The following is a 24,688-nucleotide window of genomic DNA, read 5'->3' on the forward strand; positions in this document are numbered from 1 at the left end:
GTTGGTTATTATTTGTTTTTATAATTAAGGTTCCAGACAAGGCCCCTCCACACTTCGCCGGCAAAAGCCGGGTTTCCTTTAATGAGGTACCTGATTAGCAACAATGGAAATGATATAAATGTAAAGAAAATTTTGCTGATCAGACCTTTTAACCCAAATATATTGCGTCGGATGAAAAGCAGGCGGTTACGGTTTTGATAATACACTTTAATGGCACTTACTTTGCCAACGCTCATTGATTCCTTATGCAGCACCAATGATCCCGGCTGATACCAGATCTGAAAGCCGGCACGCAATGCGTGTTCGCTAAAGTCTAACTCTTCGTAGTACAAAAAATACATCTCGGGCAGCAACCCTATTTTTTCAAAAACCTTCCGGTGTATGGCCATGGCCGCGCCATGGGCCAGCCAGGTTTGCCGTGGCTGATCGAACTGGCCCCTGTCAGTCTCCCCCGTGCCGATAAAGGCGCCACGGGCTGTAAATGAATTGATGGGGGTACCGCCGGCATACTGAATGATGTCCTTCGAATAAAAATATCGTATTTTGGGGCTGATAATCCCAATTTGCTCATTGGAGTTAAAAAGATTGACAACAGGTTCGATAAAGGAGGGCTCAACTTCGGTATCGTTATTCAGTAAAAAAATAATTTCTCCCCCGGCTTTCTCTATCCCACGGTTATTGCCACCCGCAAAACCTTCGTTTACAGGGTTTTGGATAAACGTTACCTGTGGATATTGCCTGGCAATATAGGAGGCATCAACTGACGATGCATTGTCGACCACTATAATTTCTAAATTTGGATAGGTTACCTTTTTCAACGATTCCAGCAATTCTACCGTCACTTTATCAGTGTTATAGTTAACGGTAATAATGGATACCAAAGGATACTGTATACTGCTCATGATGCCTGTTCTGTTAATAATTGAGGTGAACGGGGTTTAGTGTTTTTGTCCCAGCGGTAGGCCAGCCATACAAAGCCTATACTCATAAAACAAACGATGCCGCTGGGCGCTTGCCCGATTACCTGGTTGCTGTAACTTGAAAACGCTATGCCAACAAATCCGGAGAATATAGCCATGGCCATTTGTCTTAAACCGGGGTCGTTATTCATATTAAAAATGAGGATAACCCCTGCTATTATAAATGACAAAAGAACGCCAATATGGATAGCTAAACCCACAATACCTGTTTCGGCCCAGATCTTTACATACCAGCTATCGGTAGGTGTTTCTGCAAGGAAGGTACCGGGCGAAAAACGCTGGCCCCACGAACCTGCAGAGCCAATTCCCCCGCCAAATGGCCTCGTCGCCAAATACACTTTGAATTTTTTTTGATTGTCAAGGCGTACCTGTAATGAAGGGTCGTTAGGGTCCATCGCGCTACGCATTCGCTGCACCTGGTAATTACCCGCACCAACATTAGTGAATTTAAGTAAGCAAAATAAGATGCCTACCACCATACAACCGATAGCCAGTATTTTAAAGTTTTTGGTTAGGAAAAGATAAACCATGATGCCCGACAGGGGAACGAACATAGCTCCTCTGGTTCCGGAAATAGCCATGCACCAAAAAAAGAAAGCGCTTAATCCCCAATAAAGCAACTTTTGTTTATACTTTACCGGCCCAAAAGATAATATCAAACAAACCAGCAAAATATGCCCCATGGCTGCACCAAACTGCCCTGCATCCGAGTAAAAGGAAAATACACGTAAACGGCCAAACAGGATATGGGTTTTATAAGCGCCCGCATCAAGCCACATCTGCTCGTAATGATTAACACCAAAATAAAGCTGCTTCATGCCCCAGGCGCCTGCGATAAACGACCATATGATCCAGACGTTTAAAAATTTCTTTAACTCTTTAGGGTCATTGAGCAGCAAGATAGTCAGGATGATTAGTTGGATCATGTACAAAGCCGTGCCGCGTACCGAATAGAACCACGCGGCCGAGCTTCGTGATTCAGGGTTGATAAGTTCCATAACAGCAAAAACAGTCCAAACGGTTATGCCATAAACAAATGGATTTTTTAGGTATTTAAATTTCCTTTTATCTATCTGGCTTAATGTTGCAATCAAAGTAAGCAACAGGAAAATATCTATTGATAGTCCAAACGGGGCCGTTGAATAACGGATCATTCCGTTCGCAAAAAAACCAAAGCTTAATGCTGCATACAGTCCCATTTTAGGGTTTTTGAAGAGCATTACCAGGTATATAACAACAAAAGGCAGCGCTATCAACACGCCTGCACCAACAAGGTCGGTTTTGGCAACTATAAAACCCAAGGCGATTGCCACCAATGAAATTAACATCAGCTGTACAGGCCACGAGCCATATAATTTGCCTGCTGTCATAATTAAACTACCGGTGCTTTTTTAAGTGAATGGATTGATTTGATGATGCCCTCTTTCCAAAATAATTTAACAGCGAAGGAATCCAATATATCTTTCAATTGGATCCAGCCAACTATTATGCCCACCAAAAATGTAATGGTTGAACCCGCCGCCACGCCATAAACACCAAAACCCAGCCATAAGGCCAGCACATCGAGCACAACATTAAAGAACAGCATAATAATCACTTTGATGGTGTTTTTTTGAGGCCTGTTACCTGCATCAAGTAAAACACCGCAATAACGGTCTAAAGGAATTAAAGCTGCATAAAAACAAAAAATTTGCAGCAATAAGGTTGATTCGTGGTATTTATTCCCACCCAGGAGGTTTACTATGAAACCAGGAAAAGAAAAAAAGATGATGAGCAGGGGCAATATAATAGCGGTTAACAGCCCGCATTGCCTGTAAAAAAACAACTTCAATTCAGCTAATTGTTGCGATTGAAATAATGAAGTGGCTTGCGGGATAGCAATTGAAGCAAAAGAACGTACAGGTATTTCAATAACCTCAATTAATTTTTGAGGAATAGAATAAACCGCCACGGCCGCCGGACCAAGCCAAAAGGCAATAATAAACTGATCAGAACTCCGCAGCAAGCTGGCGGTAACCATGGTAAGCATACTGTACTTACCAAAGTTGGATAACTTTTTTCGCTCAATACTAAGGTTACCCCGCCATTGGCCTAAATGCAGCCAGCCTGTAAGCAAACCAAAAATCCCGGCTAAAAATTGCAGCAAAGCGTAAAAAAGAACCGTAGTTTCAATAGAGAGTTTATATTTTGACTGAAGGATAAGTAAAACAGTGAATGTTACCGGGAATATGATCCTGGCTATCGACAATTTTTTAAATAACGACCGGGCCTGCAACTGCCATTGTAGCAGCTGGTAGGGCAAAGCCGAAAACAGCCACAAAATTGTATACTTTTTTGCAAGAAAAAAGGCGCTGTTATCAATATTAAGAAAATAAAAAACAAGCAGAAATAATGACATAATGGAGGTGAAGCCCAACAAAAGCTGCCAGGATGCGCCGGTTAGTTTTGCTCTTTCTTCATCATTTTCTGCCACTACAAAATACCTCACAAAAGGAGTTTGTACCCATCCGCTTCTGAACATTTCCAACAAGGTGTATACGGTAAGTAGCATAAACCATTGCCCTGCGCCTGACTTGGAGAAATGATGCGCTATTAAAGCCAGGTTTAAAAAGCCCAGAAGGGCCGTGGCTCCATTAGAGATCAGCGACCAGGATGTATTGCTAAATAATAATTTCTTTATCATGGGGGCATGGTTTTATTGATCAGGCAACAACCGGAAAATCTATTTTTGCCGCAGTATGGATTTCTATAATGGCCATCAATTGCGCTGACCTGGCGCTCCAATCGGCTTTCTTTGCAACTTCTATCCGCTTTTGAATTAATGCATCATTATTTCCCGACAGTGCATTCTTAATGTCATTTATAAAAGCTTTTGGATCTTTCGCAACAAATACCACATCATCTGCCTCGCCTATGGTAGCAAATGGCGTCATCACAACAGGTAGCCCCATTGCCAGGTATTCGTTAGCTTTTAGGGGATATATGGCTGCGGTTAAATCGTTGCACACATAGGGTATAATACCAACATCTAATCTGCTTTGAATCAACGGGACCTGATCAGACGATACCGGAGGCATAAACGTCACATTTTTATATTTCGATAACCGCTGCCGGATTTCCGGTTCAAATACCTTACCTATAAACAGAAATTGATGTTGGGGCAAATCTTTCACTACGGGCTCAAGCAGGTCGATATCAAAACGAAAATCCATGGTCCCGGTATAACCAATGGTTTTTGCCTCTTTTGTTTCCGTTGTATTTTTTTTTGCATACCGATAAAATGCATCAAAATGAACCCCATTATTAACCACTTCAGTAGGGATTCCCGATTGCTCTTTCCGCTTTTTTAACTCATCTGAACTAACGACGATCAGGTCGGCTTGCTGAATAAATTTATTTTCTTCCTTTGACGCAAATCCTTTAAACCAGGGGACGTTGGTAAAGTCATCATAAATATAATAGATCTTATAATCGATGTGCTTTATCTTCCAGTAAAGACCGAGGAAAGGCTGAACAGAATTAAAAGCGATAATGTTATGCAATTGCAGCCTTTTTATGGCCCGGTTAATAAAGTAACCGGTAAAAGCCGCATTCAGCCTGTTAGCTAACTTAAAAAAGGTATACGACCTGATAATAAAAGACGGAAAAACAGGAGGCAGAGATAGTACATATAACCCCGTTTGGTCATCTCCGGATATTTTTCTTAATCGTTTATTTATTCCCAACAAGCGCTTCCACTCGAATTTCTTCTTGCCCAAAATGCCCTTTATACAATCAGATATGGTGTAGGCATAATCGACATACAGCACCAGGTTTGTTGCCGACAGCCCTTTCATCAACTCTACTGTTGACCTCAGATAATCGGCTTCCCAGGCGGGTAAAGCCAAACATACAATATGCCCGGGATCTTGTTTTTTCACTTATCGTAAATTTAGAGTTAACATTTTCTTTACTTTCTTTCGCAACCAGCTTCTTCGTTTCGGAATTTCTCCTATAATTCCGTCCAGGTTACTTTCGTCGGTTTGCGTAAGCCAGGTGTAAACAGGAATATCCGGCGTTAATGCCCTGGTTTTGTTCAAAAGGTCCCTGTCAACAGGTTGCCAGGTATCGTTTGCGTTAAAAACCATTAGATTCAGGCTGGATTTACGGGCGACGGAAACCGGTAAACTATTTTTAGCTAAATTAGGTGTCACGTAAAGGATGAGCCTGTTGGCTGAAAGGTCTTTATTCACAAGATCATCCGGTATTTTACTATTTAGCTGAGCTACTGCCGGCAAATAACCTACAAGGGCTTCAGCAGGCACAGCCGCTGAAAAAACAGGCAAGAGTGATTCCGGAACAACCCACACCAGGTTATTATACAGCGATGAAAGATATTCATTCAGAAGTTTAATATCATCTGTTTGAAAAACATTATCTTTTGTCGTTATAAATGAAACCTGCGCCTTGCCATGTGCTTCGATACCAGCAGAAATAAAAGGGAGTATGGCATTTACAAAACGCTCGGTCAACAGGCTGCGCAAAGGCGGTTGGTAGCTTAAAGATCTGGCGTTGGATCTGATAGCTGAAATGCCTGCAACAGGTATGTTCATTATTTTGGCTGCCCTTTCCGGGCTGCGGATGGAGGAATCCATTAACTCTCGGGCTATCACAACTGAGGAAACCATTAAAAAACCAACGAAAAATGATAGCGCGATCAGCAACGCCCTGGTTGAGGCCAGCGGCTGCAAGGGAAAATACGCCTTATCCTGTACAGCAATATTTGAATTCAGGGCGAGATTACTTTGCCTGAGCCTTGCCAGATTTAACCCTGATAAAATGGAAAGATATTCTTTTTCATCAATATCGGCCTGCCTGTCGAGCCGTTTCAGGGTTGACCCTAATGGAGCAAACTGGTCGAATTTTTTGAGGTATTCATCACTTTGCTGGTTTAGCACCGCCAGCCCGGCATTGGCCTTATCCAAACTTACAGCGTTATCAACCCATTGCTGCACCAGGCTGGTCCGTGGTACCGTTTCCAGCGTATAATTCAAACTCATGTATTGGTTTGATGCCGTTTTTAACGAATCTTCCAGTTTTTTTGCTTCCGCCAAATATTCATTCATTTTATCAGCGTTTCCATAAATTTTGGCTCTTTCGATGTTCGCATTCGCATCACTCAAATGCTGCCTGAGCTTAATTACATCGAGGCTGTTTGTGATTTGCTTCTCGCGGGAGTTTAGCTTTTTTTCAACAAGATCCAATGCGCGCTGGCTGCCCTTTTGCGCTATCTTCTCGGCATAAATTTCCTTATCCAGTTCCTCTTTTGACTGGGCAATATACCGGGTTTGCTCATAGTAATTAATAATCCTGTTTTGCTGGCCAAATTGCTTGATGTTATTTTCAGACCCCTGTAATTTTGCTCTTGCTTCTGCAAGCTTTGCCTCAAAATATTGTACAGCACTAAGGGTCTGATCAGCCTTAAGGCGCCTGTAGTTCGCTATAAAAATATTGCTATGAAGTTCAAGCGTACGCTGGCATACCGCCGGATCGCTGCAGGAATAAACAACCTGAATCATATCGCTCGTGCTAATACGGGTAACCACAAGGTTCGACTTCAGTTCATCAACGCTGTAAAAAGAACCAGGTTTGCTCAAAATTTCGGCTACGATATTATCAACCTTCGAAGCATGCAAATAACTCAAATAGTCATAGATGCTTTGTGCATCTTTCATTCCTTTGGATTTTTGAAGCAAATCATTCCCGGCAACTTTTTTCAGGGCAATAAAACCATCAGCATCCAAAACCTTGGGATCTGGTTTCTTTAGCGCTAAGTGTTCTGAAAGCAAACGAATGGCAACCTCTTCCATCGTTTCGCGCGATTTTGCCGATGCCAATAAATTATCAAAAGCATTGTTTACTCCAAAATAATCCAGTTTTTGGTCTTCGGTTGTTGTAATGGAGTATCCGCTCGCTACGCCGGTATACAATGTGGTAGTGCTGGTATACTGCTTTTTGCTATGCTTGGTTAGTAAAAATACCGTTGCTGCACATATCACAGGTACCAATATCAACCAATGGGTATATTTCAATAATAATTTTATATAATGGATCAATTTCATTTTTTTAATATAAGCTGTTGAAACGGCACCCCAACCAATGGTTCCATTTGGTAATACGCCGTACTGAATTCCCTTTTAGCTTCTTCATAGTCGGCTCGGGCATTCACTTCAATCGATTTTAACCTTGATAATTCACCAATATCAATTGCACCATCTTTAAACTGTTTTTCAGCTATTGAATATTGATTTATTGCTGATGCTTTGGCTTCGCTCCGGATAGAAAGCAGGTTGCTATTGTAAATCAAAGTGTAATAAAGCTGTATCACTACCTGTTTCAATTCTTCAATAGCCTGGTCTCTTTTATCTATTGTAGAAGTAATGGTATTTTTAAAAGATGCCATTCGTGATTTCCTGGTCATCAATTCAGACAAGGGAAGATTAATTTGCACGCCAAACCTGAGACCATTGGAAATATTAGATGAGTTAACAACGCCGGGTGTGGTATTATCTGCCGTTACAATACTCTGGTTACCAGCCGAGTAATTAACAAAGCCAACCATGTTGTTTGTCCATAAATTTTTATTGGTCGCCATTTGATCCTGTGCAACCCTTATAAGGTCAGCCTGGAACTTAACGGCAGAGGAATTTTTGACAGCCAGGGATAGTATACTGTCAAGCGGGATTAATTGTTCCTGCAACTCTTTGTGTTCATCAATAAACACCAGTTCGCTTTTTACCTGCGGCTTTGATACCTGAGCATTAACGCCCTGGCAAAAAAATGCAAGCAATAATAAAGTATAAATGTTTTTTGATCTCGTTTTCATAGGCGTTTAAATCAAATCCTTAAAAAAAGACAAAGGTTCAAATATTGAACTGGTTCCATGCTCACTAAAACCCCGCGCCGACCGTTGTTTTATATCACACCGCTTTTTTTTAACTGATTATTTGTCTATCAATTTATACGGATTGTTTTTGATAAATGTTCTTAAAACAAACACGCCGCTGTCGCTAATATTAAGCATTAAAATAACTTGAGGGTATCTTCATTGACTTGGATTGTCAGTTTAAGTGTTTGTAATCCACGTTTATTTTTGATTTAAATATCCTCTTCAAAAAATATAAATTCCTCCAACTTCTTCCATTCAATTACGTTAAAAAGGAAAAAATATTCGGGTGACAAGAAATATGCGGTTAAATATTTCTCAATTGAATAATATTAATGAATTTTTCTCGACAATTCTCCTAATAAATCAAATAAAAAATGAATAATTTAAATGGAAAAGCAATCAGGATACTGGTTGTGGAAGATGATCAATACATGCAGGCAATTCTGAAAGAGTTTCTAAGCGCCAAATATGAGGTGGAGATCCAGTCAAATGGAATGGAGGCATTAGCTTTTCTGCAAAACGGCAATATCCCTGATCTGATTATTGCAGACCTAAATACGCCAAAATTGAACGGGCTTGCTTTAATTGAACAAATGAAAGTAAGTGATTTTTTTAACACGATCCCTGTAATAATCTTGTCGGGAGAGGAAAGTAGTGTAAAAAGGATTGAATGTTTAAATAGCGGTGCTGATGATTTTATTGTAAAACCATTTAATCCGGCTGAACTTGATGCCAGAATAGGGGTAATTTTAAGACGTATGGGCAAATTGATGTTAAGCTTATGAGCGAAAATGAAATTGTACCAAATGGTACTCCAATTATAGCCCTTGTAGGGTTTGATAATGACCAGATAGAAAAATTTGTAAATTGTGATTTCCGGGAGAGGGTCCTGGTTCCATTTTCAAACGGGATGAAAATGGCTTCTGCATGGCAAGATAATAATTTGAATATAGTTGCTATCATTTCATTGAGTGAAATAATGGCACCTTCGGGGCTTGCGCTAATCGGTGCACTAAAACAAAAAAAATTAACCGATGTACCTTTCTTTTTAGTTGTAAACCATTTGAATGCAAATTTACGGCAATTGGCGTTAACTTCAGGAATTGTTGACGTTTTTAAGGCTCCATTAAAAACCGTTAAATTAGAAAAAAGGATCAACTTCCTGATCGATAACTGGGACGAGCTAAAAACAAATATTCATTCAGCAAACCCGGAAAACAGGGGGATAGGGTTTTGGAAAAGAAGTTTCGACTTATTTTTTGCAGGGATGGCGCTTTTGATGCTTTCGCCAGTATTTTTGATTATTTATTTACTAATCAAATTGGAATCTAAGGGGCCTGCTTTTTATTATTCATTAAGGGTTGGCACCGGCTACAGGGTTTTTAAATTTTTTAAATTCAGGTCAATGTATGTTAATGCCGATCAACGTTTAAAGGATCTGAAACACCTAAACCAGTATAATATTGACGCTGCGGGCGAAAAAGCAGACATCGCAGTAAAAACAGGCTTGTGCAGCGAATGCGCTACCTTTGGAAAATGTCAGTTCCCGCTTTTTGCGGACAATATTCAATGGTGCGAGCGGGATTTTATTGATAATAAAAAAACAAGCGCAAGTTCTGCGTTCTTCAAAATCAAGAACGATCCGCGTATAACCAAAATTGGCAACTTTATACGAAATACGAGCATTGACGAGCTTCCTCAATTATGGAATGTGATCATTGGCGATATGAGTATTGTGGGCAACAGGCCCTTACCGCTTTATGAAGCGGAAAAATTAACAACCGATAAATATGTATTGCGGTTTTCGGCTCCTGCGGGCATAACCGGCTTATGGCAGGTTGAAAAACGCGGGAAGGGTGAAATGAGTGAAGAAGAAAGATTAATGCTGGATAATGTTTATGCACAGAATCATAGCTTTAAGAATGACCTAAAACTAATTTTAAAAACAATACCGGCCCTCTTTCAAAAAGAAAACGTTTAAAATAAATATTATTATCCGATACATAACAATGACAATGCATGTACGGAGCTTGATATCTAAATTAAATTAAAAATCTTCATCAAAATATAATCTTAAATTCCGTGTTAAACGCGTCACCTGTGGCGTTGTCGACTAGTGAATTAAAGATTTTCCTGGTTGACGGGCGATTTTTGCACGAACATGTACCAGCAACACTTGAATCTCCGGGAGTTCCGAAAATAATTTAATTTGAAAATGGAGCAGTTTTCATTGCTCCACGTTTTGATAAAACCCGACACTATATTTCTTGAGCATGAAATGAATAAGCTTTCCGGGCTGGAAATATTAAATTGCCAGGAAGTAAAGTCGGATTTATAGCATTGCGCCTCTCCTACCTCGCCGTTAAATCTTAACCTGCCTCTGAAAAAAAATGATGGCGTAATGAATCACTTTTTTCCCTTTGCATAGGTTTTATTTTTTCGGGCATGAACTTAATGTCGCTCACCATTCGACCCGTGGCTCACCTTTTTCTTTCTTAAATAGAGATTTTTCCAGATACTGGAATTATTTCAATAATAAAACAACTGATTATCAAGCTTTTAATTAGATGGCATATTTATGGCAATTGTGGTTTCAAATAATCATAAAAAATAAAGATCATGGACATGTTATTAACCGACTCTCTTTTCCCAACCAACCAGGAAGTGTTTGCAAAAGTAAACATGAGAATAGCTATCGAAGTTCAACGGGTTTTCAGGCCCCGCAAACACGGGATGGATGTTGTAGCACATGAATTATTAAAAAGGCTGCCCTTTATTGAGAACGGCATTGATTATCATGTAATGGTAAAGCAAGACACTGACAGGTGTTTGTCAACCATCCAGAACAGGGTTATCCATACCATCCGTAAGGCGCCTTACTTTATCTGGGAACAATTTTTATTACCCAAAGCTTGCCAGGAAGTAAAAGCCGATATATTGCACTGCACAGCCAACACAGCGCCGTTAAACCTAAATGTACCTTTGATTTTAACTTTACACGATGTAATTTTCCTTGAACAATCAAACCTGTTATCAAAAGCAAGCTGGTACCAGCGCCTGGGAAACCTTTACAGGAAACTGATCGTTTCAACAATTGCTAAGAAAGCTGTACGCATCATTACCGTATCTGAGTTTCAAAAAAACATCATCATTGAAAAACTTGGTATCGCGGCAGATAAAATTACTGTTATACACAACGGCGCAGACGAACGCTTTTTTGAACAATGCAGCGACGGTCACATTGCAGATGTGATGAAAAAATTTGAATTGCTAAGAGGCTATATCTTTTTTATGGCCAATACCGAACCACGGAAAAATACTTTGGGTGTTTTAAATGCTTATGCAGAGCTTTTAGAAAAAAATCCATCGGCGCCAAGGTTAGTAATGAAAGGACTTAAAGCAGAACAATTACAGCAAATGTTAACAGACTTGAAACTTGAATGGCTTAAAAAACATATTGACCTGATCGGCTACGTTGATTACGCTGATTTGCCTGCTATATACCAGGGTGCGTCTATGTTATGGTTCCCGTCATTCAGCGAAGGCTTTGGTTTACCTATAGTTGAAGCAATGGCTGGTGGTGTGCCGGTAATTACCTCTTCTGTATCATGCATGCCCGAAATTGCTGGCGACGCAGCCATCCTTATCGACCCTAAAAAACCATCCGAAATTGCCGCTGCTGCGCAAATGATTTTAAATAATAGCGAACTTGCTGAAAGTTTATCAATTGCCGGTAAAAAAAGAGCATCTTTATTTACCTGGAATGCAGCTACAAAAAAAACAGTTGAAGTTTATCACGAAGTAGAAAAAATGATCGCATAATGAGTATCAGGAAAAGAATATTCGACAAAGTAAGTGTCCTGTCTATCGATTACTACGACAGGCAACCTCAATCAAAAAAGAATTGTATTTTATTTATTGGGTGTTATTAAAGGCAACTTTAAGCGCAGGGTTACATGTCATTAACGCCGCATACAGGCTTCGCAATTGTACAAAAGGGCGTATGGTTACGGTAAAAGGCCGATTAAAAATAGCAGCAAAAGGCAATATTATTATCGGCAATGGTTGCCGGATATGGTCGCATATCGGAACCACCCAAATCTCAGCAGGGCCGAGGGCAACCATAGAGGTTGGCGAAAACACTTTTATCAATACCGGCACCATTATCACTTCAAGAAAACACATACAAATTGGTAAAAATTGCCAGATCGCCAACCAGGTAATTATGATGGATGACGATTTTCATGATGTTACCGTAAGGGAGTCAAAAAGCGGAAAAGACAATATCATAATAGGTGATAATGTGTGGATAGCTACCAGGGCGGTAATATTAAAAGGGGTTACTATAGGTGAAGGGGCAGTAGTTGCCGCCGGATCGGTTGTTACAAAGGATGTACCTGCATACACGCTGGTCGGCGGTGTGCCTGCTAAATTCATAAAGACAATTTCACAAAATAATACTATTGAAAATTAGAGCGTCAGATTGACCAAAAAATAAATGCGACCCCACTATCGGGGCAGCTATAAATTTGCGGCGAGTCATCGACCCTGCCAACTCTTAAAACAGTTAATATTACGTACATTACGGTATACTGTTTATTACCCACCGAAATACCCGCAATTTTAATACTGAAGGATTGCAAATTTTATTTAGTAAAAACGGCAATATATTTTTCGGGAATTAAACCTGCTTACTACAAAACCTCCTTTTCTATTCATTAATAATGCTATAGTAAAACAAGGAAAAATTGCCGGAATTGGTTTTCCCTGAGAGCAGAGGCTACTCTTAATCTTATTAACCGAAGGGGTGCTTGTAAGACCAGCTCCGCACAGTTTACTTTAATGTTGTTATATAAATTTGATCTACATTACTAATAATGCTGTCTCAAGTCATTTTATAGCCAGCAGCAATAGCCTAATTTTATTTAGTTAATTATAGGACAGAAACATTGATGGAGGTAACAAAATGAAACATTTATCAAGGTTAAGGCAAAGGGATAATGGGAAATTGAATCCTTATCCATTGTTTTTATTGGTCTTACTAATACTCCTTATCATTTTTATTGTTTTCCATTTTTTCTTCAAAAATCCCGTTTTTTGAAGAAACATGTTAAAAACGCTGCATTATTAATAAAGTAAATTTTAATGAATAGTAAAAGCTTTTATCATGCCCTGGAATGAAAATAATTATCCTGTGTCGATGAAAAACCTGCCGGTTGCAATCAGGAATAAAGCCATTGAAATAGCCAATGCAATCCTTGAAGACGGGCATACCGATGAAGGAATAGCTATCGCAACCGGTATAAGCCGGGCTAAAGATTGGGTAAAAAATCATCGCTCTGCACGAAAAAGATAAAATATCGCAATCAGCTTATATTACACCCTGAACGGATTTATTTCCGGTATATGCCAACGGTCAGGTTTATTGTGCACGGGGGCAACGCGCTTATCTTATCCATTTAAATGAATACATTAGCGCAAAGGCCTCATTTGTTGGCGCGTAGTTTCCGTTGCGTCAGTACAGCGGATTTGTCTTTGGTGATAACCCGATAGATTACACGCAGATTACTAGAATTACGCAATTATTTGATTTTTTAAAATTGCCTTAAAATTAAAAAAACACTTAAAATCAGCGACTTTAAGCGTTTTCAATCTTCGTTAGTAACGATTCAGCGGAGAGCTATGGAACAAAAACAAACTAAGTGCGCCCTCAATATCAGCATTTTATAATTTTATAATTCGGCCAGGTCACCGAATGGATAACTTTCAAAATAAACCACACAACGCTATTTCTTATTAATTAAAATAAAGATACAATCTAGTTCTAAAACAGGCAAAAGAAAGAAAAGATAGTCGCCAGAAACCCATTTTTACAACGAGGGGAAAAAAATAACATTTGGCCATTTCCGTGTTTTTATTACCAATTAAACATGTAAATTAGGCCTTAATGAAACCAAGGCCTTTATTTTATTTGTTCGTGATTCTTATTGCTAGTATAGCGATTTTATCGTCCTGTACTGAAATCATCGAACCATCTTTATCTAAACAACAAATTCAACTCGAAGCTCCTGTAGATCAATACCAAAGCACCAGCTATACGATCAATTTCTGGTGGGATGCGGTTGACCATGCTTTGTCCTACCACCTGCAGGTCGTCTCCCCTACTTTTGTCGCTCCTGGCGGTTTGATATTGGACACGATGGTACATAATTACAGGTTTTCCTACACACTCAATCCCGGCAACTATCAATGGCGTGTAATGGCGGAGAATGGCAGCTCACAAACAGCATGGTCTTCTCCAAAAAGTTTTACGGTTGTCGCTGGTTCAATCAAACAGCAATCAGTCCAGCTCACTTCGCCGGCCAATAACCTGGTCACCAATCAAAGTTCGTATACTTTCCAATGGGGCAGTTTGTATGGCGCAACGGCTTATCAATTGGAGATTGACACAAATAATTTTGCAAATGAAAGTGCTATCGTGTCGAACCAAACTATATCAGGCCAGCAACTCAGCTTTATCTTTCCCAAAGACCAAACTTACCAATGGCGGGTAAGAGCACAAAATGATACGGCCCAGGCTTTATGGTCGACCGTTTTTTTGGTCACCTATGACCATACACCGCCCGGGCAGGTTACCCTGGTTGCTCCTGTCACCGGAACGACTTTAAGTTTACCGGTCGCCCTTTCGTGGAATGCGGTAGCAACAGCTGTTAAGTATAAACTTTATGTATATAAGAGTGACGGAACTACTATTTATAATTCAAGTTTCCCTATGTCCCTCACAAGTACGAGTTACAGTTTTAATCTGGGAAGCTCAGGAAATACCGTCTATTGGATGGTAACTGCCCTGGATGCTGCCGGCAATGAAAGCCCGGCGAGTACTAAAAACAGTTTTGTAGTACAATAAGACTTAAATAAAGGTGAAGAACAAAAAACTGACATATGTATTGGGATTGGTAGTACTGGTGGTATGGGGCATGATCATCTACAGGGTTTTTAATGGTCTTAACAGTGATGATGACTCCGTGCCTGTTGTTTCTTTGAAAACAGCGAAAGAGGCCTTTAACGATTTTAGTATCCCAAAAGATACTACTCATTTGTTGTTAAATTACCGGGACCCGTTTGGTATTGTAAAACAGAAAGATACCGATAAAGTTGGTGTCCGGAGGGTTGCTGAACGAAAAATTCCAGTGCAGGTTAAGCCCATGGATTGGGGATTTATCAGGTATTCAGGCTATATGCTGAATCCTACTACAAAAAAGCTGATCGCATTGGTAAACATTAACGGACAAAACATAACGCTGGCTGAAGGGCAAACAAAAAACGACCTCAAGCTGATCAAAAACCTGCGGGATTCCATCAAGATCAGCTATGCAGGTAAAACTAAATTTATAGCAATAAAGTCTTCCGCTTTATGAGAAAACTATTTATCCTTTTGCTTTTTCTATTTTCGGGCCATTTATACGCGCAAAAACTGCCGGACTATGGCCTTTACCGGGCCCGGCTTACTGATTCCGGTAAAACTATTGAGGCTGAGTATAATCCAATAGACCACTTACCATCCATAAAAAGCAATTTATTTTATTATTGGTACAACGCCAGCCGGGTACATTCTACACAAGGCGGTTATAGCGGGCAATTGCTTAATGGTTTATACACCGAGTACTATCCAAACAGGAACCTGAAAGAACAGGGCGTATTTAAAAAAGGTTTGAAAGATGGCCTATGGAAAAGCTGGAATAAAGATGGAACGTTAAAACAAGCTACCAACTGGCATAAGGGCATTGAAGTAACCGGGGGGAAAGTACCGGTATGGCGGAGGCTAAACATCTTTAAAAAGAGCCAATGCCCCGGCGACACAATTCCTAAAAACAAACCATAGGACTTATTATGCTGAAAGCCTCGGCTATGTATATTGTGATCATTATCGCCCTGGTAATTGGGGTATTGTGCTCTTCGTTGATCGTGGCAGCTTTCTTTTACCGGATGGAGTACCAGAAGAAATTCCGGTATGATCAGTTGGACAACAACCTTAATTCCGGTGTCAATATTTTATTGGCAGGGAGTGACACATCTTATCTCAGCAGTAGAACGATGAGTTTGTTTAATAATGGCACCGATTCTGTTTCCCTAAAAAGGACGTTCTGGGGCATGTATGATATAGGTACCTCCGTGGCATTTATTCAAAAAGACACTTTATACAAAACCTTTTCCATAGCCTATTCCATAGATTCAAGCAAATGGGCTGCCTTGTACCTTATTGATGAGGAGCGCCCCCTATCTCTAAGCGGCAAAACGGCTATCGTCGGGGATGTATATGTACCCAAAGCGGGCGTAACCACCGCTTATGTAGACAATAAAGCCTACCTGGGCGATAAGCGCCTGATCGCCGGCAAAAAAAACAACAGCGACAAAACGTTACCACCGTTGGCAGAGGGCCGCTTAGCAGAATTTGAGCAATTTATAAACACAAACCATTCCGGGGATAGTTCGTTCAACCGCATCGATACCCTTAAGCAATCATTTTTATTGCCGACTAAATATTTCAATTTTAAAAACAAAGTTCAAACGCTCAGCAATATAAACCTCAGCGGTAATGTGATATTGTTTTCTGATACCACTATTAACATTGACAGCACGGCATCTCTGAACAGCATCATCATCTATGCGAAAGGGATCCATATAAAAAGCGGCTTTCATGGTAGCGCCCAGTTCTTCGCAAGGGATTCCATCAGCGTCGACAGTAATTGCCTGTTCAGCTATCCCTCCTGCTTAGGTGTCCTGCGTTTTGATAAACCCGGAACGGTACCGGTACAGGAAAAAATCCACCTGGGCAACCATACTATATTTAGAGGTATTTTATTCACCTACGAAAAAACAGAAACATCGCTAAAACCTTTGATCGATTTGGGCCGGGGAGTTAAAATAGCAGGACAGGTATATTCACAGGGAATTATGCGAACCAAAGATGCCGTGGAAGTTGCCGGCAGCGTTTTCACCAGCCAGTTTTTGTACCAAAATTCATTTACCTTGTTTCAAAACTACCTCATCAATATAACGATGAACTCAAAGGCGCTTTCCCCCTATTATTTAACCGGGGACCTGACGCCGGTAGCCGGAAAAAGAAAAAAGTATTGCAATGGCTGGAACCAAAATAAATATCAAGGCAGAGGTAAAGGCCTCTACCATACTCGAGGTAGTGATTGCCATGGTGCTCATTGTCGTGGTGTTCAGCATTGCCATGATGATCTTTGCCAATGTTACCAGCAGTTCCTTATCCGTTAAAAAGATCAGGGCGCAGGCTGTTTTACATGAAGCGCTGTTAGATGCTGAAAAAAGTATTAGCCCCACATCCCAGTCTTTGAATGTTGACGATTTCAGGATCGAGCAGGAAGTTAAACCTTATAATCAAATGAGTCAATTGTATGATATACACCTGACCGCATATGATGGCAACCAGCAAAAAGTAACAGAATTAGAAAAAGTGATCCTCATCAGCCATGAATAAACGCGTAAAAGCCTTTACGATCATGGAAGTAACCATCACCATGCTGGTGGCTGCTTTGGTTATGGGCATCACTTATTCGGCTTATTCCATTATTATCAAATCGTACGGCGCTTTCAATAAAAAAAACCAGGATATGGCGGTATTGGTACGCCTGGATGAATGGCTGAAAAAAGACTTTTCCCGTGCAGATATCATATTGAAAGATACCGCCGGGATCGCACTGAATAGCGCTGATCGTCATATCAAATACCGGTTCGACCCGGAGTTTATCGTACGGACCGAAATAAGGGCGGATACCTTTAAAGTGAAAACAGATTCCCTCGTTACCGCTTTTGAAGGCCTGCCTGTAAATGAATTTGGGCCGACAGATGAACAAACCCGGCTGGATGATCTTGACCTGGTTATATTATTCCAGGGCGAAAAAATTCCGTATCATTACCATAAACAATACAGTTCCGTCAACCTCATCAACAGAAACGCCAATGCCCTCAATTGACCTCAGCAGATACGAAAACAAAAAGACGCCAAAGCCTGCCAAAACAGACGATGGCGGTGGCTTTTTAGCGCTGATGAATAAGGACATCAGTTTTGGCAGCAAAGAATTAAATGATAAAAAGAAGGAATCCCTGTACCTCGAACTCAGCTCCCTCCTATTGGCTGGTATAAACCTGAAAAGCAGTTTCGAACTCATCACCGCCGATCAACATAAGGAAAAAGACAAAGAGTTGTACACCAACATCCAGGATGCTGTTTTAAAAGGGGAAACTTTTTCCAGGGCGCTGCAATTAACCGGCAGGTTCTCCTTGTATGAAGTTTACAGTTTACAGATTGGTGAAGAAACCGGCAAACTGATTGAAGTATTACAGGACCTCGCCAAATTTTACCAGAACAAGATCAAACAGCGCCGCAAGATTGTATCGGCATTAACTTATCCCTGTATTGTTTTAAGTGCATCATTAAGCGCGGTATTCTTTATGCTGAAATTTGTGGTGCCGATGTTTGGCGATGTATTTAAACGCTTTGGCGGGAAATTACCCTGGATCACCCAAAAAATTATGAACATATCCAAAGGCCTGGAGGATAACCTTTGGAAGGCCATCACTGTCCTTATTTTGATCGCCTTAGTTATCATTTTTACGCGAAAGACGGAGCAGTTCCGGCGTATAGTTTCAAAGATTGTGATGCGGATCCCGATGATAGGCAACCTGGTGCAAAAGGTTTACCTGGCGCGTTTTTGTAATTCGATGCGCTTGCTCATCAATGCCAAATTGCCCTTGTTGCGTGCTATCGCGCTGATCAGGCAGATGATCAGGTATTATCCCATCGAATCCTCATTACAGAAAGTAGAAGATGACATCATGAGCGGCAAATCCCTGCACGAAAGCCTGCAGCAGTTCCCGGTTTACCCCTCCAAAATGATCCAGCTGGTTAAAGTTGGCGAAGAAACCAACCAGCTGGATTACTTTTTCGGCAAGATCTCCGAACAATACATTGATGAAGTGGAATACAAAACCTCCACCCTCAGCAGCGCTATGGAACCTTTGATCATCATTTTCCTGGGCCTCATCGTGGCGGTTATATTGATATCCATGTACCTGCCGCTGTTCCAGTTAAGCAACAGTTTTCAGTAAGAAACTGAAGCCTTTCCTTCCGCCAAATGGAATTTAATAAATGTCACCCGTACAATTTTGTAGCGCTAAACGTGCTACACCTGCTACAAAGCAGCTACAAAACTGAATATCAGCAATTTAACTGCTGACAAAATTTTGTCAGTGAGAGGATCGTGTCAGCACTTTTGGACGATATTTGCTTAAATAAACAATTTTGTGGTAAACTTTTATATGAGCAAAGCCCGGCGCGCGGCAAGGTTCTTGCTATTATCTTACATTCGTCACTGCAGTTGCAAACTGCAGGCATAACCGTCCGAAGTCATAGAAATCGGACAGCGTTTAATGTAAACTACGCACAGCGGACGAAATACATCATGAAAACATCACACTATAAAAATCTTTGTATTGTTTACCACCTGCTAATTCAGAACAGTATTCGGCCATTTCTTGTGCTATTTGTTCATTATTATATAAGTCGTCATCCAAACCGCATTTTTCAAGAAAGCACCCTGCTTCAAAAAGCGCATCCAAAAACATGCTCCCGTTCTTAGCGCATTTGTACATTAAATGTTCAGATTGTTCTTCATAACACCTTATTTCGCCATTTGGATTGTATAACACTAAATCGTCAGTTTCGAATTTCCCAAAAAACACCACCTCCTCCTGGGCAACAAGAGGTTGATATAAGAAATTTACCATGCCAATCGATAATCCAGTTAAATCAAACACATTTATTAATTTTATAATTTCGTCGTCGTTGTCCATAATTACTGCATCCTTCTTTCGCATTATCTGATATTCTTGTATCTGCTTTCTAATAAAAACATCATCAAGCCCCCGCGCTTTGTAGGCTTCATAAGAAGACGGAATCCCTTTAATTTTTTCGGCAAATTCTGTGTAGTTCATTGGACAATATTTACTTGTTGTGTCACGTCAGCGTTTGGATTTGCTTGGGTTGCTGAATAAGATCCAGTTTTTCCGACACCAACGTATACGCCTTTTTTTGAATCATACGAATAACTGGAATAAGTATCATAAACTTCGGTTACACTTCCGTCTTTTCCAACTTTCCTTGAGGTGATTTCAAAATATTGATCTGTCAAAGCATCGAAATATACGGTATTCAAATTATTACCAGCAGAGAACTGCATACCCAACGCGTGAGGATCATTACTAAAAATATCGTGTATTAAACCATAGGCCATCGAAAAAGTACCCAAGTCTTCTGCAAATGCCATAATTCGCCCCCCCGAATTCAGGCGCGAGTGTCGGCGGGAGGCTGTGCGGCTGTAGCACTCGTGCCCCGCTGACAGGTAATAAACTGTGCCGGTCATTGTATCAAGGGATCAACCAAAATTATGTCAATTAACCCCGGTAAACCGCAATAATCCCTGGCGCTGCTGTATAAATAATCTTCCGGTCTCTCAACAATCCGGGCCACTACTGGGTTATAATGTATATAATCCAGCTTTTGATGCAATATTTTCAAGTCATACAATTCGATGGGATGGTTATCCTGCTGCCACAACTGGAAACCGACATTTTGACTATTCTTTTTTCCTGCCCTTTTCATCATCCATAGCATCCATTCCCTACGGCTTTCGGCCGGATGCTGTTCAATAGCTTCCCTCAACGCGATGGACGTATGTTTCTTCATATCCCGCATAATGTTTTCCAGCTTTTCGCCATGAGTGCCGATGATCATATGGATATGGCTGCTCATGATGCACCAGCCATATATTTCGAGCCCTTTCTTCTGCTGACAATGCTTCCAGCTGGCGATCATTATCTCTCTATATTCACTTCGAATAAAAAGGTCGATCCAATTTACAACAGCAAAGCTTACAAAGTAAAGTTTATCCTGATCGTGGAATTTGTATTTGCGGCTCATTGAGGTTTAAAAATACGATAGTTAAATCAACAATGCAAAATTGTTATGGTTGGTTACCTGTCAGCGGGGCACGAGGTACTGTCTTAAAAAGCAAGTTTTTTCCATGATATTTTTTCTATTAAATTTGTATAGCGAAAGAAGGCATACGTTGATACGTTGACGGATGACTATCTTGTGTAGCCCTGGTTATGCCGGGGCTACTTCATTAAGTTGACCTTCGGTCAAAGCGAAAGAAGGCGCCGTCTCCTCATTTCCGAATTTATTGATCTTGGCATCGCGGTTAAACGCTTCATTCTTTTTCCATAACGTATAGATCATTACCAGTAATTTTCTTTGTACGGCTACATAGGCTTTCATTTTTTGATGATGCCGTGCAAGTATCCGCTCAAAGAAGGTTTTAAAATTTCCTTTTTCGTATCGGACCACATTAAATGCCGGCATATACATGGCGCGCCTGATGTGGCTGTTGCCTTTTTTGGATATTTTGGTTTTTCCTCGATGACCGCCGGATTGGTTTTCAATTATATCATACCCCGAATACCTGACCAGTTGCGATGCAGATTTAAACAAGGCAAAACCGTTTGTTTCCGCAAGCACTACTGCCACTGTCATATAACTTAACCCTTTTATGTCAATAATATGATCCACTCTTTGGCCTACCTCATCGTTGCTGTAAAGATGGTCATGGATGCTCTGATCGGTTTCTTTAAGCTGCTTTTCAATTGTAGCAATCAGTTTTTTAAGCTGTTTGATTACGGCTTTAGTGCTGTAAATACTATGCTCATCGGCATGAAGCTGATTATTGATATTGGTTTTGAGTTCCTGAAGACTTTGATGATGACGGGTCATTGCCCTAAGTGTATAAAAGAACTCATCCATGGGCTGCCACAATTCCAGGCATTGCTCAGCACCCATACGGGCAAGTCCTGCTGCATCTATTTTATCATTCTTCGATCTAAGCCCCAGTGCCTGTAAATACTTTTTGGCTTTGTTTGGTAATACAACGGCAACGTCAAATCCGGCCTTAAACAAAAACAAGGCACATGCTTCGTAATATACACCGGTAGCTTCAATCACGTTAACTAAAGGAATGTCTGATTCCTTTTTGTGACGGGATAGCCATACAAGCAGGTCTTTAAACCCCTGCATGTCGTTAGCAAATTTACTGCTGGCTTTTACTTTTACCTGTTGCCTTGAGTCGATTACCGAAAGGCAGACATGAATATCTTTCATAGATGCATCCATGCCAAGTGAATACTTTAACATAAGATTTTACAATTAAGGTGTACAAATACAGGATCTTTTTATACTGCCTTTACTCATGTTTCATACAGGATTAATACGCAATGTACTATCCTTAAGTACTGTCCAGGCTTGGTAAAAAGAAAACTAATGGCAGGTTATCCTCGTGCTCAATATCCATTATTGGTATTTTTAACGCCCAGTCAAAGTACTGCCGTTAGCCCTGTTTGATTATCTTTACAAAGATATGAGTGCCCCACCTCTTTGGCCTGCGCCACACACTCGCGCCTGAATTGGGGAGCAATAGTTTTCAGTAAGAAACTGAAGCCTTTCCTTCCGCCAAATGGAATTTAATAAATGTCACCCGTACAATTTTGTTGCTATATACTACAGACATCAGAGGTAAAGTTTATCCTGATCGTGGAATTTGTATTTGCGGCTCATTGAGGTTTAAAAATACGATAGTTAAATCAACAATGCAAAATTGTTATGGTTGGTTACCTGTCAGCAGGGCACGAGGTACTGTCTTAAAAAGCAAGTTTTTTCCATGATATTTTTTCTATTAAATTTGTATAGCGAAAGAAGGCATACGTTGATACGTTGACGGATGACTATCTTGTGTAGCCCTGGTTATGCCGGGGCTACTTCATTAAGTTGACCTTCGGTCAAAGCGAAAGAAGGCGCCGTCTCCTCATTTCCGAATTTATTGATCTTGGCATCGCGGTTAAACGCTTCATTCTTTTTCCATAACGTATAGATCATTACCAGTAATTTTCTTTGTACGGCTACATAGGCTTTCATTTTTTGATGATGCCGTGCAAGTATCCGCTCAAAGAAGGTTTTAAAATTTCCTTTTTCGTATCGGACCACATTAAATGCCGGCATATACATGGCGCGCCTGATGTGGCTGTTGCCTTTTTTGGATATTTTGGTTTTTCCTCGATGACCGCCGGATTGGTTTTCAATTATATCATACCCCGAATACCTGACCAGTTGCGATGCAGATTTAAACAAGGCAAAACCGTTTGTTTCCGCAAGCACTACTGCCACTGTCATATAACTTAACCCTTTTATGTCAATAATATGATCCACTCTTTGGCCTACCTCATCGTTGCTGTAAAGATGGTCATGGATGCTCTGATCGGTTTCTTTAAGCTGCTTTTCAATTGTAGCAATCAGTTTTTTAAGCTGTTTGATTACGGCTTTAGTGCTGTAAATACTATGCTCATCGGCATGAAGCTGATTATTGATATTGGTTTTGAGTTCCTGAAGACTTTGATGATGACGGGTCATTGCCCTAAGTGTATAAAAGAACTCATCCATGGGCTGCCACAATTCCAGGCATTGCTCAGCACCCATACGGGCAAGTCCTGCTGCATCTATTTTATCATTCTTCGATCTAAGCCCCAGTGCCTGTAAATACTTTTTGGCTTTGTTTGGTAATACAACGGCAACGTCAAATCCGGCCTTAAACAAAAACAAGGCACATGCTTCGTAATATACACCGGTAGCTTCAATCACGTTAACTAAAGGAATGTCTGATTCCTTTTTGTGACGGGATAGCCATACAAGCAGGTCTTTAAACCCCTGCATGTCGTTAGCAAATTTACTGCTGGCTTTTACTTTTACCTGTTGCCTTGAGTCGATTACCGAAAGGCAGACATGAATATCTTTCATAGATGCATCCATGCCAAGTGAATACTTTAACATAAGATTTTACAATTAAGGTGTACAAATACAGGATCTTTTTATACTGCCTTTACTCATGTTTCATACAGGATTAATACGCAATGTACTATCCTTAAGTACTGTCCAGGCTTGGTAAAAAGAAAACTAATGGCAGGTTATCCTCGTGCTCAATATCCATTATTGGTATTTTTAACGCCCAGTCAAAGTACTGCCGTTAGCCCTGTTTGATTATCTTTACAAAGATATGAGTGCCCCACCTCTTTGGCCTGCGCCACACACTCGCGCCTGAATTGGGTTTACAGCCTCCGCTTGCACAGCGACTGTGGTAGGCCTACTACCATCTTTTGTACAACATTTACTTACCTTTATACCTAGGCTCGTAATTCACGGCACACCTCGCGCCTGAATTGGTGATAGAAATCGCAAAATAAGTTAGGCAAAAATCATTGTTAGCAGCATCGGAACAACCATTGAAAAAAAAGGAAACCGATGGACACCCATTGACCAACTTTCGGACTAACATTAAATGGCTTGTCTAAGGAAATAACAATTCGTTCGTATCGCCCTTTTCTATCATAAATATATTTATAAAGTTGAATAGAAACCAACCCTACAATTAAAAAAGGAATAAATGGAATATTGAGTGTTTTAGCTTTATGCAAAAATGCATTAACCCCAATCCAGAAACTAAACGACCATAACGTTGTAATAATCCCTGCTACGTAAACGGCTCTTTCAACCGGTTTACTCCATTTCAGTTGGTTTCTGTGATCTTGATACCAGCTTGCAAGATTGTAAATTAAAAAATCCAAAATTATCATAGAGTTTTTATATAATTTA

The 24,688-nt window shown here is 40.4% G+C and carries 24 protein-coding genes; 12 read left to right on the forward strand and 12 right to left on the reverse strand.

Annotated features, from left to right (window positions below; all coding sequences use genetic code 11):
* Positions 1-8 precede the first annotated feature (8 nt).
* The 6 genes from MgSA37_RS14925 to MgSA37_RS14950 are packed head-to-tail and all read right to left on the reverse strand — an operon-like array spanning position 9 to position 7,845.
* Positions 9-902, reverse strand: a complete 894-nt coding sequence (locus MgSA37_RS14925) for a glycosyltransferase family 2 protein (RefSeq protein ID WP_096353006.1) — start codon at positions 900-902, stop codon at positions 9-11.
* A complete protein-coding gene (locus MgSA37_RS14930) occupies positions 899-2,350 on the reverse strand; it encodes an O-antigen ligase family protein (RefSeq protein ID WP_096353007.1) in 1,452 nt (483 codons plus the stop codon). The genes MgSA37_RS14925 and MgSA37_RS14930 overlap by 4 nt, the downstream gene beginning before the upstream one ends.
* A 2-nt stretch (positions 2,351-2,352) precedes the next feature.
* The gene (locus MgSA37_RS14935) at positions 2,353-3,663 is read right to left on the reverse strand and encodes an oligosaccharide flippase family protein (RefSeq protein WP_096353009.1); all 1,311 of its coding nucleotides are present in this window, start codon (positions 3,661-3,663) and stop codon (positions 2,353-2,355) included.
* 19 nt (positions 3,664-3,682) lie between these two features.
* Positions 3,683-4,900, reverse strand: coding sequence for a glycosyltransferase (locus MgSA37_RS14940; protein WP_096353010.1), 1,218 nt, complete (start codon positions 4,898-4,900; stop codon positions 3,683-3,685).
* On the reverse strand, positions 4,901-7,081 hold the full coding sequence (locus MgSA37_RS14945; RefSeq protein ID WP_096353012.1) for a GumC family protein: 2,181 nt from the start codon (positions 7,079-7,081) through the stop codon (positions 4,901-4,903).
* A complete protein-coding gene (locus MgSA37_RS14950; RefSeq protein ID WP_096353013.1) occupies positions 7,078-7,845 on the reverse strand; it encodes a TolC family protein in 768 nt (255 codons plus the stop codon). The genes MgSA37_RS14945 and MgSA37_RS14950 overlap by 4 nt, the downstream gene beginning before the upstream one ends.
* A gap of 437 nt (positions 7,846-8,282) precedes the next feature.
* Between MgSA37_RS14950 and MgSA37_RS14955 the strand changes: the two genes are divergently transcribed.
* From MgSA37_RS14955 to MgSA37_RS15010, 12 genes are all read left to right on the forward strand, one after another.
* On the forward strand, positions 8,283-8,693 hold the full coding sequence (locus MgSA37_RS14955) for a response regulator transcription factor (RefSeq protein WP_096353015.1): 411 nt from the start codon (positions 8,283-8,285) through the stop codon (positions 8,691-8,693).
* Positions 8,690-9,889, forward strand: a complete 1,200-nt coding sequence (locus MgSA37_RS29115) for a sugar transferase (RefSeq protein ID WP_197705994.1) — start codon at positions 8,690-8,692, stop codon at positions 9,887-9,889. The genes MgSA37_RS14955 and MgSA37_RS29115 overlap by 4 nt, the downstream gene beginning before the upstream one ends.
* Before the next feature lie 638 nt (positions 9,890-10,527).
* Positions 10,528-11,730, forward strand: coding sequence for a glycosyltransferase family 4 protein (locus tag MgSA37_RS14965; RefSeq protein ID WP_096353016.1), 1,203 nt, complete (start codon positions 10,528-10,530; stop codon positions 11,728-11,730).
* An 82-nt stretch (positions 11,731-11,812) separates the two neighbouring features.
* Complete coding sequence (locus tag MgSA37_RS29555; RefSeq protein ID WP_317046571.1) at positions 11,813-12,382, forward strand: acyltransferase; 570 nt, start codon at positions 11,813-11,815, stop codon at positions 12,380-12,382.
* Between the two features lie 693 nt (positions 12,383-13,075).
* Positions 13,076-13,264 carry a DUF2188 domain-containing protein gene (locus MgSA37_RS14975; RefSeq protein WP_096353018.1) on the forward strand — a complete coding sequence of 63 codons (189 nt, stop codon included), beginning with the start codon at positions 13,076-13,078 and terminating at the stop codon, positions 13,262-13,264.
* Positions 13,265-13,885: 621 nt separating this feature from the next.
* A complete protein-coding gene (locus MgSA37_RS14980; protein WP_157750580.1) occupies positions 13,886-14,815 on the forward strand; it encodes a fibronectin type III domain-containing protein in 930 nt (309 codons plus the stop codon).
* 13 nt (positions 14,816-14,828) lie between these two features.
* Positions 14,829-15,326 carry a hypothetical protein gene (locus tag MgSA37_RS14985; protein ID WP_096353021.1) on the forward strand — a complete coding sequence of 166 codons (498 nt, stop codon included), beginning with the start codon at positions 14,829-14,831 and terminating at the stop codon, positions 15,324-15,326.
* The gene (locus MgSA37_RS14990) at positions 15,323-15,790 is read left to right on the forward strand and encodes a toxin-antitoxin system YwqK family antitoxin (RefSeq protein ID WP_096353022.1); all 468 of its coding nucleotides are present in this window, start codon (positions 15,323-15,325) and stop codon (positions 15,788-15,790) included. The genes MgSA37_RS14985 and MgSA37_RS14990 overlap by 4 nt, the downstream gene beginning before the upstream one ends.
* Before the next feature lie 8 nt (positions 15,791-15,798).
* On the forward strand, positions 15,799-17,193 hold the full coding sequence (locus tag MgSA37_RS14995; RefSeq protein WP_096353024.1) for a hypothetical protein: 1,395 nt from the start codon (positions 15,799-15,801) through the stop codon (positions 17,191-17,193).
* A complete protein-coding gene (locus MgSA37_RS15000; RefSeq protein ID WP_157750581.1) occupies positions 17,150-17,416 on the forward strand; it encodes a hypothetical protein in 267 nt (88 codons plus the stop codon). The genes MgSA37_RS14995 and MgSA37_RS15000 overlap by 44 nt, the downstream gene beginning before the upstream one ends.
* Positions 17,409-17,912 carry a PulJ/GspJ family protein gene (locus MgSA37_RS15005; protein ID WP_096353027.1) on the forward strand — a complete coding sequence of 168 codons (504 nt, stop codon included), beginning with the start codon at positions 17,409-17,411 and terminating at the stop codon, positions 17,910-17,912. The genes MgSA37_RS15000 and MgSA37_RS15005 overlap by 8 nt, the downstream gene beginning before the upstream one ends.
* On the forward strand, positions 17,899-19,047 hold the full coding sequence (locus tag MgSA37_RS15010; RefSeq protein WP_096353029.1) for a type II secretion system F family protein: 1,149 nt from the start codon (positions 17,899-17,901) through the stop codon (positions 19,045-19,047). Before MgSA37_RS15005 ends, MgSA37_RS15010 begins: the two co-directional genes overlap by 14 nt.
* A 351-nt stretch (positions 19,048-19,398) precedes the next feature.
* Here the strand turns inward: MgSA37_RS15010 and MgSA37_RS15015 are convergent, their stop codons facing one another.
* From MgSA37_RS15015 to MgSA37_RS15040, 6 genes are all read right to left on the reverse strand, one after another.
* Positions 19,399-19,932 (reverse strand): hypothetical protein, encoded by a 534-nt coding sequence (locus MgSA37_RS15015; protein WP_096353030.1) that lies wholly within the window; start codon positions 19,930-19,932, stop codon positions 19,399-19,401.
* Positions 19,929-20,264: a hypothetical protein gene (locus MgSA37_RS15020; RefSeq protein ID WP_157750582.1), complete on the reverse strand. Its 336-nt coding sequence runs from the start codon at positions 20,262-20,264 to the stop codon at positions 19,929-19,931. Before MgSA37_RS15020 ends, MgSA37_RS15015 begins: the two co-directional genes overlap by 4 nt.
* 92 nt (positions 20,265-20,356) lie before the next feature.
* Positions 20,357-20,917, reverse strand: a complete 561-nt coding sequence (locus tag MgSA37_RS15025) for an REP-associated tyrosine transposase (RefSeq protein ID WP_096353033.1) — start codon at positions 20,915-20,917, stop codon at positions 20,357-20,359.
* Positions 20,918-21,103: 186 nt separating this feature from the next.
* On the reverse strand, positions 21,104-22,183 hold the full coding sequence (locus tag MgSA37_RS15030; protein ID WP_096350128.1) for an IS110 family RNA-guided transposase: 1,080 nt from the start codon (positions 22,181-22,183) through the stop codon (positions 21,104-21,106).
* Positions 22,184-22,789: 606 nt separating this feature from the next.
* Positions 22,790-23,869 carry an IS110 family RNA-guided transposase gene (locus MgSA37_RS15035; protein WP_096350128.1) on the reverse strand — a complete coding sequence of 360 codons (1,080 nt, stop codon included), beginning with the start codon at positions 23,867-23,869 and terminating at the stop codon, positions 22,790-22,792.
* A 428-nt stretch (positions 23,870-24,297) separates the two neighbouring features.
* A complete protein-coding gene (locus MgSA37_RS15040; protein WP_096353035.1) occupies positions 24,298-24,669 on the reverse strand; it encodes a hypothetical protein in 372 nt (123 codons plus the stop codon).
* Positions 24,670-24,688 lie beyond the last annotated feature (19 nt).

Source organism: Mucilaginibacter gotjawali, from assembly GCF_002355435.1.
Taxonomy (GTDB): Bacteria; Bacteroidota; Bacteroidia; order Sphingobacteriales; family Sphingobacteriaceae; genus Mucilaginibacter; species Mucilaginibacter gotjawali.